Origin of the sequence: Saccharopolyspora sp. 6V, assembly GCF_020176785.1 — a bacterium.
Classification (GTDB): domain Bacteria; phylum Actinomycetota; class Actinomycetes; order Mycobacteriales; family Pseudonocardiaceae; genus Saccharopolyspora_C; species Saccharopolyspora_C gregorii.
In genome coordinates, this window is record NZ_JAIUKB010000017.1 from 1 (window position 1) to 17,011 (window position 17,011).

The following is a 17,011-nucleotide window of genomic DNA, read 5'->3' on the forward strand; positions in this document are numbered from 1 at the left end:
CTCTCGCCCCCCGTCTGCCGGCGGCGTCGGCCGGTGTCGGCGGCTTTCTTCTAGCTTGCGCGCCGCCCCCGCCGCCCCCCCCCCCCCCCCCCCCCACGGTGGGTTCCGTCAGCGGTCAGTCTTCGACCTGATCCGTTTCGTGCTTGCGGAGGGCGAGTGGCGCGCCGGCCAGGTCCTCTTCGTTGCAGAGCAACTTCAGTTCGTAGTACGGCGCACCTTTGCGGTCGTCGTAGTCCAGGTGGACTGCGATGACGTCCACGGGCTCGCCCAACCAGGACTGCGCTTCGCGCAGCCAGCGGGCGGACCGTTCCAATGCGGTCGGCAGATCGTCGTCGCGGAACTCGACCGGCCGGTAGGGCACCCCGTGCACCTGGTCCCCGGGATGTTCGGGCTGGGGCAGATCAACGGAGACACCGGAGTCGTCGAGTTCGAGTTCGATCGTTTCCTCACTCACCGTGAAAGGGTAACGCGTGGCCGGTGACCTGGTCGAACGTCGGTCCGGTGAGTGGTCGGCCGAGGTCCGGGCAGGCTTGGCCGCGGAGGTGGCGCGCTGGTCGGCCGGTTCCCCGGCGAGGTGCGGGAGGGACGCCCCGAACTCGACTCGACAGTTGAGGGAAGGCGGGTCATCGCCCAGGGCGCCCCGTTCGCCGCACGGGTGCGCGTCCCGGCGACGTAGATCACCATACCGGGTGATGATCGATCAAGATCAACAGGGGGGTTTCCGGCCCTGCCAAAGGAAAATCTGCGCGTACGGGCACGCTCGGGCGCAGATCGGGCAGCGGAGCTGGCCGGCCCGCGCAAGATCGCGGACCCGCTCCCGGCCGCCCGGCCCGGCCCGCCCGCGGACGCGCCGAACCGCTCCCCGCCGCGGAATGCGCGGTCCCGCGGAGATCAGGGCATCAGGCCCGCCGCGACCGCGGCGCCCAGTTCCCAGCACGCGGACAGGTCCGCCTGGTCGGGCGTGCCGGACAGCACCACCGGTTCGGCGGCCTGCCGCCACGACAGGCCCGAGGTGATCGACGCGATGGCCCGCAGCGCGCCCTCGGTGCCCTCGTTCCCGTGCACCCAGCAGCCGAACGGGCGACCCGCGGTCGAGTCCAGGCAGGGGTAGTAGACGGTGTCGAAGAAGTGCTTCAGCGCGCCGCTGATGTAGCCCAGGTTCGCCGGGGTGCCGAGCAGGTACCCGTCCGCGGTGAGCACGTCGGAGGCGGTCGCGGCCAGGGCGGCGGTGCGCACGACCTCGACGTCCTCGATCTCCTCCGTGGTCGCACCGGCCACGACCTGCTCGAACATCGCCTGCATCCCGGGCGAGGGCGTGTGGTGCACGATCAGCAGCCTGGGCATCGGCCCCTCCGTTCGGTCAGGAGTCCTCGCGGACCAGTTCGGTGACGGCGGCGTCCAGCCGGTCGAGGCGGTCGCCGGCCCGCCGCTGCGCCGCCGCGAGATCGCCGTTCGCCGCCTCCACCACCTGGAAGTAGCACTTGAGCTTCGGCTCGGTGCCGGACGGGCGCACCACCAGCCGCAGCCCGCCCTCCCCGGTGATCACCAGCGCGTCGGTGTCCGGCAGCAGGTCCCGCACCCGCACCGGGGTGCCGAGCAGTTCGGCGGGGGGATCGGCGCGGAGGCGGCGCATCGTCGCGGCGATCTCGTCGAGGTCGGTGACCCGCACCGAGACCTGCCCGGTGCGGTGCACGCCGTGCTCGGCGGCGAGCTCGTCGAGCAGGCCGGGCAGGTCGCGCCCCCGCTCCCGCAGCGTCGCGGCCAGGTCGCAGGCCAGCACCGCGGCGGAGATGCCGTCCTTGTCCCGCACCCGGTCCGGGTCCACGCAGTGCCCGAGCGCCTCCTCGTAGGCGTAGACGAGCCCGGTGCCGCTGCCGTCGCCGGAGCGCACCAGCCACTTGAACCCGGTGAGCGTCTCGTCGTAGCGCACGCCGTGCTTGCGGGCGAGGGAGCGCAGCATGGTCGCCGACACGATCGTCGTCGCCACCAGCGGGTCCGGGTGCGCGGCCCGGTCGAGCCCGGAGAGCACGTGCTCGCCGAGCAGCACGCCGGTCTCGTCGCCGCGCAGCATCCGCCAGCCGTCGCCGTCCCGGACGCCCAGCGCGCAGCGGTCCGCGTCCGGGTCGAGCGCGATCGCGAGGTCCGCGGAGACGTCCGCGGCCAGCGCCAGCAGCAGGTCGGTCGCGCCCGGCTCCTCCGGGTTCGGGAAGCCGACGGTGGGGAAGTCCGGGTCCGGCCCGGCCTGCTCGGGCACCCAGTGCACGTCGGTGAACCCGGCGAGCTCCAGGGCTTCTTGCAGCGGTCCGGCGCCGACGCCGTGCAGCGCGGTCGCCGCCACCCGCAGCGCGCGCGCCGTGCCGCGGGGCAGCGCCGCCACCGGCGCCAGGTAGTCGGCCAGCGCCCGCTCGTGCACCGCGTGCTCGCGCCGCCGCGGCACCTCGGCGGCGGGCGGGCTCGCGGCGACGCACCGCTCGATCTCGGCGTCGGCCGGGCCGACCAGCTGGGTGCCGCCGGAGAGGTACAGCTTGTACCCGTTGTCCTGCGGCGGGTTGTGCGAGGCGGTGATCTGCACCCCCGCGACCGCGCCGAGCGCGCGGGACGCGTGCGCCAGCACCGGCGTGGGCAGTGCTCCGGGCAGCACCCGCACGTCGAATCCGGCGGCCGCGAACACGTCGGCGGTGTCCGCCGCGAACTCCGCGGATCCGTGCCGCGCGTCGCGGCCGACGACGACGATCCCGCCGCCCAGCCCCCGCTCGGCCAGCCACCGGGCCACGCCCCAGGTGGTGCGCACGACCACGGCCCGGTTCATGCCGTTCGCCCCGGCCCGGACCGCGCCGCGCAGCCCGGCGGTGCCGAAGGTCGGCATCCCCGACATGCGCTGCGCCAGGTCCGCGGCCGCGTCCGGATCCCCGCCGGTGGCGGCGTCGAGCACGGCGGTCAGCTCGGCGCGCGCCGCCTCGTCGACGTCCGCGCCGATCCAGGCCCGCGCGGCTTCCACGCACCCCGGATCGAGGTGCTGAGTGCTGACCACGACGTCACTCCTTCGCTGGTGGACCGGCCGCAACCGGCTCGGCGCGTGCCACGGCACGCAGATGATCTCGAAACAGCACATCCCGAACAAGCCGAACCGCGACCGCCCGGGAGCGGACCCTCGTCCTGCCACCGGCGAAGCCGCTGAGCCGCCGACCACCGAAGCAGCGGAACCACCCGCGGGTTCTCAGCGGTTTCCTCGCGAGCACAGCGTTTCGGAGCCACCGGTGAGAACGATCCCGCAGCGAGGGGGCCGCTGAGGTTCCGCCACCCGGCCCGAACGCAACAGGACCACCGGCCAGAGCGGGATCAAGCGGACTCGACGAGGGAGCGCAGGAGCTTGCCCATCCGGCCCGCCGAAGCCTTGCCCGCCTCCAGCACCTCCTGGTGGTTCAGCGGCTGCCCGGACAGCCCGGCGGCCAGGTTCGTCACCAGCGACAGCCCGAACACCTCGGCGCCCGCGGCGCGCGCGGCGATCGCCTCGGCGACCGTGGACATGCCGACCAGGTCGACGCCGGAGCCGCGCAGCATCCGGATCTCGGCCGGAGTCTCGAAGTGCGGTCCGGGCAGCCCCGCGTACACGCCCTCCTCCAGCGACTCGTCGATCTCCTGGGCGAGACCGCGCAGCCGCGGCGAGTACAGGTCGGTGAGGTCCACGAAGTGCGGCCCGACCAGCGGAGAGCGCGCGGTGAGGTTCACGTGGTCGCTGATCAGCACCGGCTGCCCGACCGACATGCCTTCGCGCAATCCGCCCGCGGCGTTGGTGAGCACCACGGTCCGGCAGCCCGCGGCGACCGCGGTGCGCACCCCGTGCACCACCGAGTTCATGCTCTTGCCCTCGTACAGGTGGGTGCGACCGAGGAAGACCAGCACCTGCTTGCCCGCGACCGGCACGGACCAGATCCGGCCGCTGTGCCCGCTGGCGCTCGGCGGTTCGAAGCCGGGCAGGTCGGACATGGTCACCTCGGCGACGGGGGAGCCGATCTCCTCGGCGGCGGGCCGCCACCCGGAACCGAGCACGACGGCGAGGTCGTGGTGGGCGGCACCGGTGCTCTCGGCGAGGGCGGCCGCGGCGGCGCTGGCGGTGGCGAACGGGTCGGAAGCAGCAGAAGGAGTCACGACCGCTCAGCGTAGTCATCTCCGCGACCCGCCTCCGCCGTCGACCGGCGGCGGCGATCACCCGGGCGGTTCGCCCGTCCGGCCGCACCGCTCGGTCGAACGGGTCCCGGACTCAGGACGTGATCTGGAAGCCCCCCAGCGCTTCGTCGAACAGCCGCTGGTGGGCGCCGGGCTGGTCGAGCGGCGTGGTCACCCGCAGCACCCACAGGTCGCTGCCGCGAGGCATCAGCTGCGAGGTGGTGCTGCGCTCGGAGTCGGCGACGGCCGGTCCGATCACGCCGCCCTGGCTGGCGGTGTAGCGCAGGAAGCGGTCGGTCTCGCCGCTGACCTCGTCGGTGGCGCCGGTGGGCCGGTCCTCCTCCAGCCGGAAGGTCCCGTGCTCGCCCGCGGAGCGCTCCTGGAGCACGTCCACGTAGTCCTGCGCGGTGGAGCGGTCGCCGTAGTAGCCCTCGAACCGCTCCACGGCGACCTCGGCGCGGCCGTCCGGGGAGATCAGGTACACCACCATGCTCTCGGTGGGCTGGTTGCGGCTGCCGCGGAACACGTCCCAGCCCTCGGGGGCGACGACCTCGAAACCGCCGCCGCCCTGCTGGCTGCGCTTGGCCTCGTCGACGTAGCGGGCCAGCCGCGGCGTGGCCGGCTGGGACGGAGCGGGAGCGGTGATCTCGGGCAGCACGTCGTGCCCGGCGAGCGCGCGGGTCGCGGCGAACCCGCCCGCGGTGGAGGCGGCGAACAGCACCACGGCCGCCAGGCCCAGCACCACCGCGCCCCAGCGGAACCGCCTGCGCGGCGCGGGCGGCGGTTCGCTGAGCATGAACGGCAGGGGGCCGGGGTCGGCGGCCAGCGGCGCCGGTTCCTCGTCGGTGGCGGTGCCGGGGGCGGTGTTCGGCGAGGTGCTGGGGACCTTGCGCACCCGCACCGTCGGCGCCTCCGGGTCCAGCAGCATCTCGAACGGCCGGGTGCCGGAGGGCGGCAGCAGGTCCTGCACGTGGCGGCGCACCTCCTGCGCCGTCATCCGCTGCGCCGGGTCCTTGACCATGAGCCCGGCGATGATCTCGCCGATCGGCCCGGGCCGGTGCGGGGCGGGGACCGGCCCGCGCACCACCGAGGTGATGGTGGCCAGCGGGTCGTCGTTCGCGCCGTAGGGCGCGGTGCCCTCGGAGGCGGCGAACAGCGTCGCGCCCAGCCCCCACAGGTCGGCGGCGTCGGTGACCGCCTCGCCGGAGGCGATCTCGGGGGCGATGAACGCCGGGGTGCCGAGCATGATCCCGGTGGAGGTGATGGTGTGCTCGGAGACGTTGCGGGAGATGCCGAAGTCGCTGAGCTTGATCCGCCCGTCGTCGCCGATCAGCACGTTGCCCGGCTTCACGTCGCGGTGCACGATGCCCGCCCGGTGCGCGGCGTCGAGCGCGGCGGCCACGCCGTCGGCGACCAGCGCCAGCTGCGGGTCGCCGAGCGCGCCGTGCTCGGCGAGCACCGCCGCGAGGCTCTGCGAGGGCACCAGTTCCATGACGACGAACGGTTCGCCCTCGTGCCGGGCCACGTCGTAGAGCGTCACCACGTTGGGATGGGTGACCAGCGCGATCGCCCGCGCTTCGCGCAGCGCGCGTTCCCGGAGCTCGGCGGCCTCGCCCTCGGGCATCCCCCGGGGCAGCAGCACCTCCTTGACCGCCACGGGCCTGCGCAGCAGTTCGTCGGTGCCCGCCCACACGATGCCCATCGCGCCGCCACCGATGCGCTGCTCCAGCCGGTAGCGGTCGGCGATCAGCCGGTCGGCGCCTGCGGCGGCCTCTTCCTCAGTCGTGGGCACCCGCTCATTCTCCATCCCGCGTCGTCGGGTCCGGTCCAAACCCGCCCGTTCACCTGCCCAACAGCGGATATCACTCAGCGTGTTCAGCGGAGTCCACTGGGCGGGACGGCGGTGTTACCGGTAGTGAAGTTTCCCACGTGGCCGGTTCCGGCCGGTAACCGCACCAGGTGCCCAAGATTATTTCGCGCCAACGGGAAAACCCGGCCGACCGGCGCCGTTCGCGGCCCCGGCGGCGCGGCTCGGGATTATGACCAGTCGGGGCGATTCGGATAAGTTGGGCGCGGCCGGGACCACCGCCAGCGGGAGCAAACCGTTCGGCGACCCCGTCACGCACCGCTCGTCGCCCGCCACCCGGCGGGTCGGTGGGAGTGCCCGAAGGCCCCATCGGACCCCCGGTGGGGCCGCGCGATGGTGGGCGCAGCGTGAGTGACGAACAATTCCACGGGGTCGCCTGGTCCACGGTCTGATCACCGGCTCGCCGAGGAGGTGCCCTTGTCCGCGTTCGTCCTCGTCCACCTGCTGGTGGCTCTGGCGTTGCCGATCGTAGCCCGGCGCAACACCGGGATGGCCTTCGCGATCGCCGCCCTGCCACCGGCGGCCGCGCTGACCTGGGTGCTCGCGCGCTCCGGGGCGGTGCTCAGCGGGGACGCCATCGTGGAGGAGGTCCCGTGGTCGCCGCTGCTGGGCCTGGAGTTCACCTTCCGGTTGGACGCGCTCGCGGTGCTGATGACGCTGCTGGTGTCCGGCATCGGGGTGCTGGTGCTGGTCTATTCGATCGGGTACTTCCACGCGGGCAGCGGTGACGCCCGGCGTTCCGCACCGCTGCTGCTGACGTTCGCGGGCACCATGTTCGGGCTGATCCTGGCCGACGACCTGCTCACCGTCTACGTGTTCTGGGAGCTGACGACGGTCTGCTCCTTCCTGTTGGTCGGTCAGGCGGGCATCAGCCGGGAGTCGCGGCGGTCGGCGCTGCAGGCGTTGATGATCACCACGATGGGCGGGCTGGTGATGCTGCTCGGCTTCGTGGTGCTCGGCGAGGCCGCGGGCACCTACCGCATCTCGGAGATCGTCGCGGAGCCGCCCGGCGGCACCCCGCTGGCCGTCGCGGCCTCGCTGATCCTCGTCGGCGCGCTCACCAAGTCGGCCCAGGTGCCCTTCCACAACTGGCTGCCGACCGCGATGGTCGCGCCCACCCCGATCAGCGCGTACCTGCACGCGGCCTCCATGGTGAAGGCCGGGGTGTTCCTGGTCGCCCGCCTCGGCCCGGTGTTCGTCGGGGTGCCCGAGTGGTGGCTGCCGACCGTGGTGTTCGGCCTGATCACGATGGTCTTCGGCGGCTGGCGGGCGCTGCACGAGACGGACCTGAAGAAGCTGCTCGCCTACGGCACCGTCAGCCAGCTCGGGTTCCTGATGGTGCTCGTCGGGCAGGGCACCTACGCGGCCGCGCTGGCCGGGGCGGCGATGCTGCTGGCGCACGGCATGTTCAAAGCGACCCTGTTCCTCGTCGTCGGCATCGTCGACCACCAGACCGGCACCCGGGACGTGCGGGAGCTGTCCGGGCTCGGGCGGCGGATGCCCGCGCTGGCCACGATCGCCGCGCTGGCGGTTGCGTCGATGGCGGGCCTGCCGCCGATGCTGGGCTTCCTCGGCAAGGAGGCCGCGTTCGGCGCGTTCCTGGAGGAGGGCGGCGGCACCGGGTTGCTCATCGACTTCGTGCTGCTGCTCGGCTCGGTGTTCACCGTGGCCTACAGCGCGCGGATGCTGTGGGGCGCGTTCGCCCGCAAACCGGGCGTGGCCCCCACCGGGGGCAAGCAGCCCGGGGCGGTGCTGCTGGTGCCCGCCGCGATCCCCGCGTTCGCCGGGGTCGTGCTCGGCATCGGGTATCCGCTGACCGACGAGCTCGCCGGTTCCTACGCCGCCGTGTACGGCGCTGGGGTCGACCCGCTGCACCTGGAGCTGTGGCACGGCTTCGAACTGCCGCTGCTGTTCTCGGTGGTCGCGGTCGCCGCCGGGTTGTGGGTGCACGCGATGCGCGTCCCGCTCACCGCGCTGCGCCGCAGGCTGCCGAAGCCGCTCGACGCGCAGCGCGGCTACGAGCGGATCATGGCCCTGCTGGAGCGCACCGCCGTCGGCGTCACCGGCCGCACCCAGGTCGGTTCGCTGCCGACCTACCTGGCGATCATCCTGCTCACGGTGGTCGCCGTCCCCGGATCGGTGCTGGTCTACCACGCGCACGTGCCCGCGGACATGGCGCTGCACCAGAACCTGCTGCAGATCCCGCTGGCAATCCTGGTGATCATCGCGGCGATCGCGGTGGTGCGGGCGAAGCGGCGGCTCACCGCGGTGCTGCTCGTCGGCGTGATCGGCTACGGCATCGGCGGCCTGTTCATCGTGGACGGCGGGCCGGACGTGGCGCTCGCCCAGTTCCTGGTCGAGACGCTGACCATGGTCGCGTTCGTGTTCGTGCTGCGGCGGCTGCCCGCGCGGTTCACCAAGGGCGACGCGGCGCGGTCGCTGCGCTGGCCGAAGCTGGCGCTGTCGGTGGCGGGCGGCGTGGTCATCGCGCTCGGCGCGGTGCTGTTCAGCGCGGCGCGGCAGCAACCGCCGGCGGTCAGCGCCGACTTCATCGCGCAGTCCGAGGAAGGCGCCGGGGCCACCAACATCGTCAACGCGATCCTCGTCGACTTCCGCGCGTTCGACACCGTCGGCGAGATCTCCGTGCTCGCCGTCGCCGCGACCGGTGTCGCCAGCCTCGTGCTGGCCTCCCGGTTCGACCGCAGGCGCCGCAGCTCGCGCGGCGCGCAGGCGACGGCCCCCGCGGAACGCCCCGGAGTCGTGCTCAGCGGGAACGGGAACGGGCGGCGCCAGGAGGAGGAGCAGTCATGACCGACCCCAGGATCACCGCCCCCCGCAACGGGGAACGCCCCGGCGTGCCGTGGACCGGGTGGGACGCCCCACGGGAGCGCTGGCTGCTGTCCGGCTTCCCCCGCGACGGCCGGGAACGGGCCGTGCTGCTCGAACTCGCCGCCCGCATCGTGTTCCCGACCGTGCTGGTGCTGTCGATCTACCTGCTGTTCGCCGGGCACGACCGGGCGGGTGGCGGGTTCAGCGGTGGTCTCGTGGCCGGGCAGGCGTTCGCGCTGCGCTACCTCGCGGGCGGCCGGATGGACGACAGCGCGATCATCTCGCTGCGGCCGCCCGTGCTGATCGGGCTCGGGCTCACCATCGCCACCCTCACCGGGTTCCTGCCGCTGGTGTTCGGGCAGGAACTGCTGGAGAGCGCCATCTTCAAGATCTCCGTCCCGCTGCTGGGCCAGATCAAGTTCGTCTCCAGCATCCTGCTCGACATCGGCGTCTACCTGCTGATCATCGGCGTGGTGCTGGACCTGCTGCGCACGCTCGGCTCCGGAGTGGAGGCCGACGCGGCCGCGGCGGAGAGGGGACAGGCATGACCGCGAACCTCACCGTGAACCTCACCATGGCCGTGGTGCTGGCCGCGCTGTACTCCGCGGGGTTCTACCTGCTCATGCAGCGCTCGCTGATGCGCATCCTGATCGGCACGGTGATCGTCGGGCACGGCGCCAACCTGCTGCTGCAGCTGGCGGGCGGACCCCCCGGGCGGGCCCCGATCCTCGGCGACGCCGCACCGGAGCAGATGACCGATCCGCTGCCGCAGGCGATGGCGCTGACCGCGATCGTGATCACCTTCGCGCTCACCACGTTCCTGCTCGCGCTCGCCTACCGCTCGTGGGTGCTGCTCGGCCACGACGAGGTCCGCGACGACGTCGAGGACCGCCGGATCCGGCGGCTGGAACGCAGGCTCGCCGAATCCGAGGACGACAAGGCGAACGAAGACGAACTCGAACGGGAGGCCACCCAGTGACGGTCCTCGTGGCCCTGCCCGTCCTGCTGCCGCTGGCGGCGGCCGGGATGTCCCTCGCACTGGGCCGGTTCGCCGACTTCCAGCGCATCATCGGGCTGGTCGTGCTCGCCGCGATCATCGCCGACGCGGGATTCCTGCTGTACCTGACCGACCGCACCGGGCCCGTCGTGCTCCAGATCGGCGGCTGGGCGGCGCCCGCGGGCATCACGCTGATCGCCGACCGGCTCTCGGCGCTGCTGCTGGTCGTCTCGGCGGTGGTGACCTTCGCGGTGCTGATCTACTCGATCGGGCAGCGGCTCACCGACTACGGCCGGGAGCGCGCCAGCACCACGTTCCACCCGATGTACCTGGTGCTGTGCGCCGGGGTGTCGCTGGCCTACCTCGCGGGCGACCTGTTCAACCTGTTCGTCGCGTTCGAGATCATGCTGTCCTCCTCGTACGTGCTGATCACGCGGCGCACCACCGCCAGCCGGGTGCGCGCGGGCATGACCTACGTGATCGTCAGCCTCACCTCGTCGCTGCTGTTCATCACCATGATCGCGCTGGTGTACGCGGCCACGGCCACCGTGAACCTCGCCGACCTCGGCGGGAAGGTCGCGCTGCTGCCCGAGGGGCTGCAGGTGGCGCTCGGGCTGATGATGGTGATCGTGTTCGGGGTGAAGGCGGCCATGGTGCCGCTGCACTTCTGGCTGCCGGACAGCTACCCGACCGCGCCCGCCCCGGTCACCGCCGTGTTCGCCGGGCTGCTCACCAAGGTCGGCATCTACGCGCTGATCCGCACCCAGACGCTGGTGTTCAGCCACGACCGCAGCTGGACGCTGATGCTGGTGATCGCGCTGGTCACCATGCTGGTCGGGGCGCTGGGCGCGCTCGCGCAGAACGACCTCAACCGGATGCTGTCGTTCCTGCTGGTCAGCCACATCGGCTACATGCTGTTCGGGCTCGGCGTCTACGACGTCATCGGGCTCACCGGCGTGATCCTCTACGTGGTGCACCACATCACCGTGCAGGCGACGTTGTTCCTGGTCAGCGGGTTGATAACCCGGCACACCGGCACGGTGGCGCTGAGCCGGATGGGCGGGCTGGCGAAGGCGGCGCCGATGATCGCGGTGCTGTTCGCGCTGCCCGCGCTGAGCCTCGCCGGGGTGCCGCCGTTCTCCGGGTTCGTCGCGAAGCTGGCGCTGCTGCAGGCGGGCATCGGCGCCGGGACCTGGTCGGCCTACGCGGTCACCGCCGGGACGATCCTCACCAGCCTGCTCACCCTCTACGCGATGGCGCGGGTGTGGACCAGGGCGTTCTGGGGCCAGGTCCGCGCGCCCGAAGCCGACCCGGACCCGGACGACGAGCTCGTCGTCGGCACCGGGAACTCGACCCGGCCGATGGTCGCGGCCACCGGCGTCCTGGTCACCGCCAGCGTGGTCATCGCCCTGGTCGCCGGGCCGCTGGCCGGGGTCAGCGAGCGCGCCGCGGACGACCTGATGCAGGGCACGACCTACCGCGAAGCGGTGCTGGGAGGTGCGCGATGACCACGCCGGCCCGACGGGCGCTGCGCAGGCTGCCGCTGGTGCTGTGGCTGACCGCGGTGTGGATCCTGCTGTGGGGCACCCTCGACCTGGGCACCCTGGTGTTCGGCCTGCTGGTGGCGCTGCTGGTGACGCTCGTGTTCCCGCTGCCGCCGGTCACCACGCACATGGTGGTGCGGCCGCTGTCCCTGCTGCGGCTGGTCTGCTACCTCGCGGTCGACCTGGTGGTGTCCACGGTGCGGGTGTCCTGGCAGGCGGTCCGGTACGGGCCGCGGACCAGGGCGGGCATCGTGCGGGTGACGCTGCTGACCGACTCCGACCACCTCACCGCGATGGTCGCCAACGCGGTCTCGCTGGCGCCCGGCAAGTTCGTCATGCAGATCGACCGGGCGCACCGCATCTGCTACGTGTACGCGCTCGGCATGCGGGCCGGCGGCGAGGAGCTGGTGCGGCGCGAGGTGCTGGCGCTGGAACGCCGCATCGTCCGGGCCGTCGGTTCCGCAGCGGAGCTGGAGCTCGTCGGCCGCATCGAGGACTCCGCCGGGACCGCGGGGAAGGAGGACGCCTGATGGACGTCGTGTTCGTCGTGACCTTCGCGCTGCTGTGCCTGGCGGCGCTGCTGGCGCTGATCCGGATGATCATGGGCTCGTCGACGCTGGACCGCATCGTGGCGCTGGACGTCATCGTCACGCTGATCGTGGCGGGCACCTGCGTGAGCATGGGCTGGCTGCGGGACGGCTCCAACATCGCGCTGCTGACCACGTTCGCGCTGCTGGCGTTCATCGGTTCGACCAGCGCGGCCCGGCTCGTCGAGAAGAAGGAGCCGTACCGGTGAGCGTGCTCGATGTGATCTCCGCGTGCTGCCTGGTGCTCGGCGCGCTGTCCTGCCTGCTCGGCGCCGTGGGGCTGCTGACCTTCCCGGACGTCACCGCCCGGCTGCAGGCGGCGACGAAGCCGCAGACCCTCGGGCTGATCCTGGTGCTGATCGGGACCGCGCTGCAGCTGGACTTCCACTACTCGCTGGCGCTGGCGCTGGTCGCGCTGTTCCAGATGCTCACCGCCCCGGTGCTGGCGCAGCTGGTGGGGCGCGCGGCGTACCGGGCGGACAGCATCCGGCGGGAGAACCTGGTCGTCGACGAGATGGGCGAGCGCATCGAGCGCGAACACGACCGGCCTTGATCGACGTGCGTGCGCTGCGGGTACCGTTCCGCCCGGGGAGGTTGCGCGTGCGCGCTGTGTTCTCCCCCACTCCCGGCCAACGCGGGAGGTCGGTACCGCGTCCATTGGATCGCGGTGCAGCACAGGCAACGAGGGAGCAGTCATGCGCGTCCGACCGGTCGCCGGAGCGTTGATCGCGGGGCTCTGCCTCGCCGGGTGCGGCGACCCCGCGCCCCCGGCCGCGCAGGAGCCGCCGGCCGTGGTCACGCTGCCGAAGGCGATCTCGCCGCCGCCCGCGGGCGCGCCCACCAGCGCGACCCCGCCCGCGCCCTCGGTCAGCAGCACCACGACCGCGAGCAGCACGCCGCGGGCCACCAGCACCCCGGACGAGGAACCGACCTCCGGCGCCGAGGAGTCGAGCACCGCCCCCGACGGCGGGGACGTCGAGTGCGGGACGTTCACCGACAAGGCCGGGCGCGGCCACCGGCTGTTCGCCGGGCGCAGCGACGCCGGCGAGGTCCTCAGCTGCGGGGAAGCCGACCGGGTGATGAACAAGTACTTCTCGTTGCCCAAGGACCAGGTCGAGGGCAGCGGCAGGTTCGCGAACTTCGAGGACTACGGCTGCGCGAGCACCCCGAAGGACCGGGTGCAGGCGCTCTGTTCCAGCTCCGACGGCAAGTCGTCCTACATCACCGCCTGACACCGTGTTGCGACGATCCGGGCAACCTGCCGCGCGCAGCGGCGAGCACCGCCCGCACTGTGATCAAATGGCCTGGTGCGGCGGCCCGTCGCCGCGAAGCGCTGCGTGGAAAGGTGTGGAGTGCTGATGGCACGCATGGGGCGACTGCTCGCGGTCCTGACGCTCGGCGGGGTTCTGCTGTTCTCGCCCGCGGCCGGTGGTGCCGCGCCGGCCGAAGCCGCCCCGGCGCCCACCGCGGTGGTCGCGCAGGCGGAACCGTCCGCGCCGCCCGGGCCGGACCTCAACGGCGACCGGCAGTCCGCGGCCGAGGACAAGCAGCGGCTCGTGACCGGTATCGCCGGCATCGTGCTCATCGCCGCGGTGCTGCTGTCGCGCAAGGCGCGCAAGCGCCCGGTCTTCAGCTTCAAGTGGAAGAACTAGGGATTTCCCTCGCCGAACAGACCGGGAAAAAAGGCAACGCGGTCGGTTTTCGGCATTCTTTTCGAAGATTTCGCGCTATGGCCTAGACCTGGCGGGCTAACCTGTGGGATTTTCACAACTGCACGGGTTGTGCGCGCCGCTCCGGGCGTGCCGCGCGCTCCCGGCGGGACGGTTCGACACTTGGGGTTCGCGCCCCTCGCAGACGTGGGGGGGGGCCGGGAAGCCCCCCGACCGGTGCCGGCCCACACCCTACTCACCGCCCCTTCGCGGAACGTCCGCCGCGGCCGCGGGCCGAATGCCCGCCGCGCAATCCGCTCGCCCCGAGTTCCCGCTGGGTACGGCCCGCGGAATTGCGGTGCGGAAGCGCTCGCCGATGCGGTTCCGCTCGTTTCCGCCGGGCTCGCGGACCGCGAACTCGCCGAATTCCGCCGGGGAAGTTGAAGGTGAAACTTCTACTCCTCGGCTGATCACACGGCACCGCTGAGCGCAATCCGCCGACCGGCTGGCGGTCCGGGGCTCCGACTCCGGGTTCCACCGCGGTCCGGTCGTGCAGGATGGTCGGCACATGAACCACGACACCGCAGCCCGCGACACCGCGCTCCGCTCCGAAACCCGCGCCACCTGCCGGGAGATCGTCCGACGCCACGAGCGCGCACTCGTCGAGCTCGCCCGCGGGCTGCACGCCGAACCCGAGACCGCCTTCGCCGAGCACCGCAGCGCCGCGAAGGTGCGCGAGCTGCTCGCCGCGCACGGGTTCGAGGTGGCCGCGCCCGTCGCCGGGCTCGACACCGCCTTCACCGCCGACCGCGGCACCGGCGACCTCGTCGTCGGCATCTGCGCCGAGTACGACGCGCTGCCCGAGATCGGGCACGCCTGCGGGCACAACATCATCGCCGCGGCGGCCGCGGGCGCCGCGCTCGCCCTCGCCGAGGTCGCCGACGAGCTCGGCATCACCGTCCGCGTCATCGGCACCCCCGCCGAAGAGCTCGGCGGCGGCAAGGTGATCATGCTCGAACGCGGCGTGTTCGACGGGCTCGCGATGGCGATGATGGTCCACCCCGGGCCGGAGGAGATCTGCGCGCCGCGCTCGCTGGCCATCAACGACCTGGAAGTGCGCTACACCGGCCGCGCCGCGCACGCGGCCGCCGCCCCCGAGCTCGGCGTCAACGCCGCCGACGCGCTCACCGTCGCGCAGGTCGCGATCGGGCTGCTGCGCCAGCACCTCGAACCGGGACAGATGGTGCACGGTATCGTCACCTCGGGCGGCGCCGCTCCGAACGTCGTTCCCGCCCGCACCGCGGCGATGTACAACCTGCGCGCCGCCGAATCGGCTTCCTTGGAGCGCCTGGAGAACCGCATCCGGGCCTGCTTCGAGGCGGGAGCGACCGCGACCGGCTGCACCTCCGAGGTCGTGCAGATCTCGCCGGTGTACGCCGAACTGTCCTGCGACGACGAGCTCTCCGAGGCCTACCGCGCGGCGATCACCGAGCTCGGCAGGGCACCTGTGCCGCGCGCCGAGCAGACCGACCAGGTCATCGGCAGCACCGACATGGGCAACGTCTCGCAGCTGCTGCCCGCGATCCACCCGATGATCGCGCTGGACTGCGGCGACGCGGTGACCCACCAGGTGGAGTTCGCCGCCGCCTGCGCCTCGCCCTCCGCCGACCGCGCGGTGCTCGACGGAGCGGTGGCGATGGCGTGGACGGCGATCGCGGCGGCCACCGACCCCGGCCTGAGATCGCGGCTCGCGACCTCGGCCGAAGACCGCCCGGGGCGGACCGGGAAGCACAACTCGGCCGGGCAGGGGGACGCCCCCGGCCCGGTGCGACGGCAACACACGTCGGGAGGCGTGGCGTGACGGTAGTGGATTCACGCGGCCCCGAGCCGCGCAGGACACCGAACGACGGCGGGACGAGCACCGCGGACCCGGCTGCGTGGGCGCAGGCCGAACTGGGCGCGCCACCGTCCGGCGAGCCGATCGGCGGCGACGGCGACACCATGTCCGGCGTGGAAGATCTCGGCTCCGGACGCGGCCCCGCCTGGCTGGATGCCTGGCTCACCGCCAACGCGGGGCACGTGGTGGCCTGGCGACGGCACATCCACGCCAACCCGGAGCTCTCCCGCGCCGAGCACGGCACCACCGCGTTCCTCTTCGAGCGGCTCACCGAAGCCGGGCTGAGCCCGCGCGTGCTGCCCGGCGGCACCGGCCTGCTGTGCGACATCGGGCCGGACGGCGGCCAGCCGCGGCGCACCGTCGCGCTGCGGGCGGACATCGACGCGCTGCCGCTGAAGGAGGCGACCGGGCTGCCGTTCGCGTCCGGCACCGACGGGGTCGCGCACGCCTGCGGGCACGACGCGCACACGACGGTCCTGCTGGGCACGGCGCTGGCGCTCGCCACCGGACCGGAGCTGCCCGGGCGGATCCGGCTGATCTTCCAGCACGCCGAGGAGGTCATGCCCGGCGGCGCGCTGGACGTGCTGGCCGCGGGCGGGCTCGACGGGGTGGAGCAGATCTTCGGGCTGCACTGCGATCCTCGGCTGCCCGTGGGGCGGATCGGCGTGAAGTCCGGTGCGATCACCTCCGCCAGCGACCTGCTGGAGCTGCGGCTGAACTCGCCGGGCGGGCACACCTCGCGGCCACACCTGACCGCGGACCTGGTGCACGCGCTCGGCACCGTGATCACCGGGCTGCCCACGCTGCTCTCGCGCCGCGTCGACCCGCGCACCGGCACCGTCCTGACCTGGGGTGCGGTGCACGCGGGAGAGGCGCCGAACGCGATCCCGCAGACCGGCGTGCTCACCGGAACGCTGCGCACCGGCGACCGCGGCACCTGGGCGGAGCTGGAACCGCTGACGCGGGAACTGGTGGCCGGGCTGCTGGCGCCGCTGGGCGTGGGCTTCGACCTGCAGCACCGCCGCGGCGTCCCGCCGGTGGTCAACGACGCCGCGAGCACCGAGCTGATGTCCGCGGCGATCCAGGAGGCGCTCGGCGAGCACGCGGTCACGGGGACCCCGCAGTCCTCCGGTGGCGAGGACTTCGGCTGGTACCTGGAGCACGTGCCGGGCGCGTTCGTGCGGCTCGGGGTGCGCTCCGGGCAGGCGCGGGCGCGGGACCTGCACCAGCCGACGTTCGACCTGGACGAGCGGGCGCTGCTGGTCGGCATCCGGGTGATGGTGGGGACGGCGCTGGCGGCCTTGACGCGCTGACCTGCGAGAACGGTGCGGTGATCGGGTTTTCACCCGATCGGGATGTATCTGTTCGGGGGTTCGCGGCCTCTTCAGGGCATGACCGCGAACCTGCTCACCGATCCCGCTGATCCGGCGGCCGCTCCCGCCGCCGCCCGGCCCGTTCCCGCCCGGCCCGTTCC

General features: G+C 72.9%; 16 protein-coding genes. 11 read left to right on the top strand and 5 right to left on the bottom strand.

The genetic code is table 11. From position 1 onward, the window contains the following. Positions 1–115: 115 nt before the first annotated feature. From LCD35_RS04020 to LCD35_RS04040, 5 genes are all read right to left on the bottom strand, one after another. Positions 116–454 (bottom strand): hypothetical protein, encoded by a 339-nt coding sequence (locus LCD35_RS04020; RefSeq protein ID WP_224955913.1) that lies wholly within the window; start codon positions 452–454, stop codon positions 116–118. Positions 455–891: 437 nt separating this feature from the next. Beyond that, on the bottom strand, positions 892–1,344 hold the full coding sequence (locus LCD35_RS04025; RefSeq protein WP_224955912.1) for a flavodoxin family protein: 453 nt from the start codon (positions 1,342–1,344) through the stop codon (positions 892–894). Positions 1,345–1,360: 16 nt separating this feature from the next. After that, positions 1,361–3,031 carry a phospho-sugar mutase gene (locus LCD35_RS04030; protein ID WP_224968407.1) on the bottom strand — a complete coding sequence of 557 codons (1,671 nt, stop codon included), beginning with the start codon at positions 3,029–3,031 and terminating at the stop codon, positions 1,361–1,363. 308 nt (positions 3,032–3,339) lie between these two features. Next, a complete protein-coding gene (locus tag LCD35_RS04035) occupies positions 3,340–4,149 on the bottom strand; it encodes a purine-nucleoside phosphorylase (RefSeq protein ID WP_224968409.1) in 810 nt (269 codons plus the stop codon). A 112-nt stretch (positions 4,150–4,261) separates the two neighbouring features. After that, positions 4,262–5,959, bottom strand: coding sequence for a serine/threonine-protein kinase (locus LCD35_RS04040; protein ID WP_225043720.1), 1,698 nt, complete (start codon positions 5,957–5,959; stop codon positions 4,262–4,264). A 492-nt stretch (positions 5,960–6,451) separates the two neighbouring features. On the opposite strand from LCD35_RS04040, the gene mbhE reads away from it, so the two are divergent. From mbhE to LCD35_RS04095, 11 genes are all read left to right on the top strand, one after another. Next, positions 6,452–8,845, top strand: a complete 2,394-nt coding sequence (gene mbhE, locus LCD35_RS04045) for a hydrogen gas-evolving membrane-bound hydrogenase subunit E (RefSeq protein WP_224955908.1) — start codon at positions 6,452–6,454, stop codon at positions 8,843–8,845. Then, positions 8,842–9,411, top strand: coding sequence for an MnhB domain-containing protein (locus LCD35_RS04050; RefSeq protein WP_224955907.1), 570 nt, complete (start codon positions 8,842–8,844; stop codon positions 9,409–9,411). Before mbhE ends, LCD35_RS04050 begins: the two co-directional genes overlap by 4 nt. Continuing rightward, positions 9,408–9,842, top strand: coding sequence for a Na(+)/H(+) antiporter subunit C (locus LCD35_RS04055; RefSeq protein ID WP_224955906.1), 435 nt, complete (start codon positions 9,408–9,410; stop codon positions 9,840–9,842). Before LCD35_RS04050 ends, LCD35_RS04055 begins: the two co-directional genes overlap by 4 nt. Then, the gene (locus LCD35_RS04060; RefSeq protein WP_224955905.1) at positions 9,839–11,368 is read left to right on the top strand and encodes a Na+/H+ antiporter subunit D; all 1,530 of its coding nucleotides are present in this window, start codon (positions 9,839–9,841) and stop codon (positions 11,366–11,368) included. The genes LCD35_RS04055 and LCD35_RS04060 overlap by 4 nt, the downstream gene beginning before the upstream one ends. Beyond that, positions 11,365–11,934 (top strand): Na+/H+ antiporter subunit E, encoded by a 570-nt coding sequence (locus tag LCD35_RS04065; RefSeq protein ID WP_224955904.1) that lies wholly within the window; start codon positions 11,365–11,367, stop codon positions 11,932–11,934. The genes LCD35_RS04060 and LCD35_RS04065 overlap by 4 nt, the downstream gene beginning before the upstream one ends. Continuing rightward, complete coding sequence (locus tag LCD35_RS04070) at positions 11,934–12,200, top strand: monovalent cation/H+ antiporter complex subunit F (RefSeq protein WP_224955903.1); 267 nt, start codon at positions 11,934–11,936, stop codon at positions 12,198–12,200. The genes LCD35_RS04065 and LCD35_RS04070 overlap by 1 nt, the downstream gene beginning before the upstream one ends. Continuing rightward, the gene (gene mnhG / locus LCD35_RS04075; protein ID WP_224955902.1) at positions 12,197–12,544 is read left to right on the top strand and encodes a monovalent cation/H(+) antiporter subunit G; all 348 of its coding nucleotides are present in this window, start codon (positions 12,197–12,199) and stop codon (positions 12,542–12,544) included. Before LCD35_RS04070 ends, mnhG begins: the two co-directional genes overlap by 4 nt. A 142-nt stretch (positions 12,545–12,686) precedes the next feature. After that, a complete protein-coding gene (locus LCD35_RS04080) occupies positions 12,687–13,223 on the top strand; it encodes a hypothetical protein (protein ID WP_224955901.1) in 537 nt (178 codons plus the stop codon). Between the two features lie 126 nt (positions 13,224–13,349). Further along, on the top strand, positions 13,350–13,643 hold the full coding sequence (locus LCD35_RS04085) for a hypothetical protein (protein ID WP_224955900.1): 294 nt from the start codon (positions 13,350–13,352) through the stop codon (positions 13,641–13,643). 565 nt (positions 13,644–14,208) lie between these two features. Continuing rightward, complete coding sequence (locus LCD35_RS04090; RefSeq protein ID WP_225043721.1) at positions 14,209–15,501, top strand: amidohydrolase; 1,293 nt, start codon at positions 14,209–14,211, stop codon at positions 15,499–15,501. After that, positions 15,498–16,850 carry a M20 family metallopeptidase gene (locus tag LCD35_RS04095; protein ID WP_374108029.1) on the top strand — a complete coding sequence of 451 codons (1,353 nt, stop codon included), beginning with the start codon at positions 15,498–15,500 and terminating at the stop codon, positions 16,848–16,850. The genes LCD35_RS04090 and LCD35_RS04095 overlap by 4 nt, the downstream gene beginning before the upstream one ends. The last annotated feature ends 161 nt before the right edge of the window (positions 16,851–17,011 follow it).

Excerpts from the sequence above, each read along its gene's own strand:
- LCD35_RS04025 (WP_224955912.1), bottom strand. The coding sequence starts at position 1,344 with ATGCCCAGGCTGCTGATCGTGCACCACACGCCCTCGCCCGGGATGCAG.
- LCD35_RS04050 (WP_224955907.1), top strand. The coding sequence starts at position 8,842 with ATGACCGACCCCAGGATCACCGCCCCCCGCAACGGGGAACGCCCCGGC.
- LCD35_RS04055 (WP_224955906.1), top strand. The coding sequence starts at position 9,408 with ATGACCGCGAACCTCACCGTGAACCTCACCATGGCCGTGGTGCTGGCC.
- LCD35_RS04065 (WP_224955904.1), top strand. The coding sequence starts at position 11,365 with ATGACCACGCCGGCCCGACGGGCGCTGCGCAGGCTGCCGCTGGTGCTG.
- LCD35_RS04070 (WP_224955903.1), top strand. The coding sequence starts at position 11,934 with ATGGACGTCGTGTTCGTCGTGACCTTCGCGCTGCTGTGCCTGGCGGCG.
- LCD35_RS04080 (WP_224955901.1), top strand. The coding sequence starts at position 12,687 with ATGCGCGTCCGACCGGTCGCCGGAGCGTTGATCGCGGGGCTCTGCCTC.
- LCD35_RS04085 (WP_224955900.1), top strand. The coding sequence starts at position 13,350 with ATGGCACGCATGGGGCGACTGCTCGCGGTCCTGACGCTCGGCGGGGTT.
- LCD35_RS04090 (WP_225043721.1), top strand. The coding sequence starts at position 14,209 with ATGAACCACGACACCGCAGCCCGCGACACCGCGCTCCGCTCCGAAACC.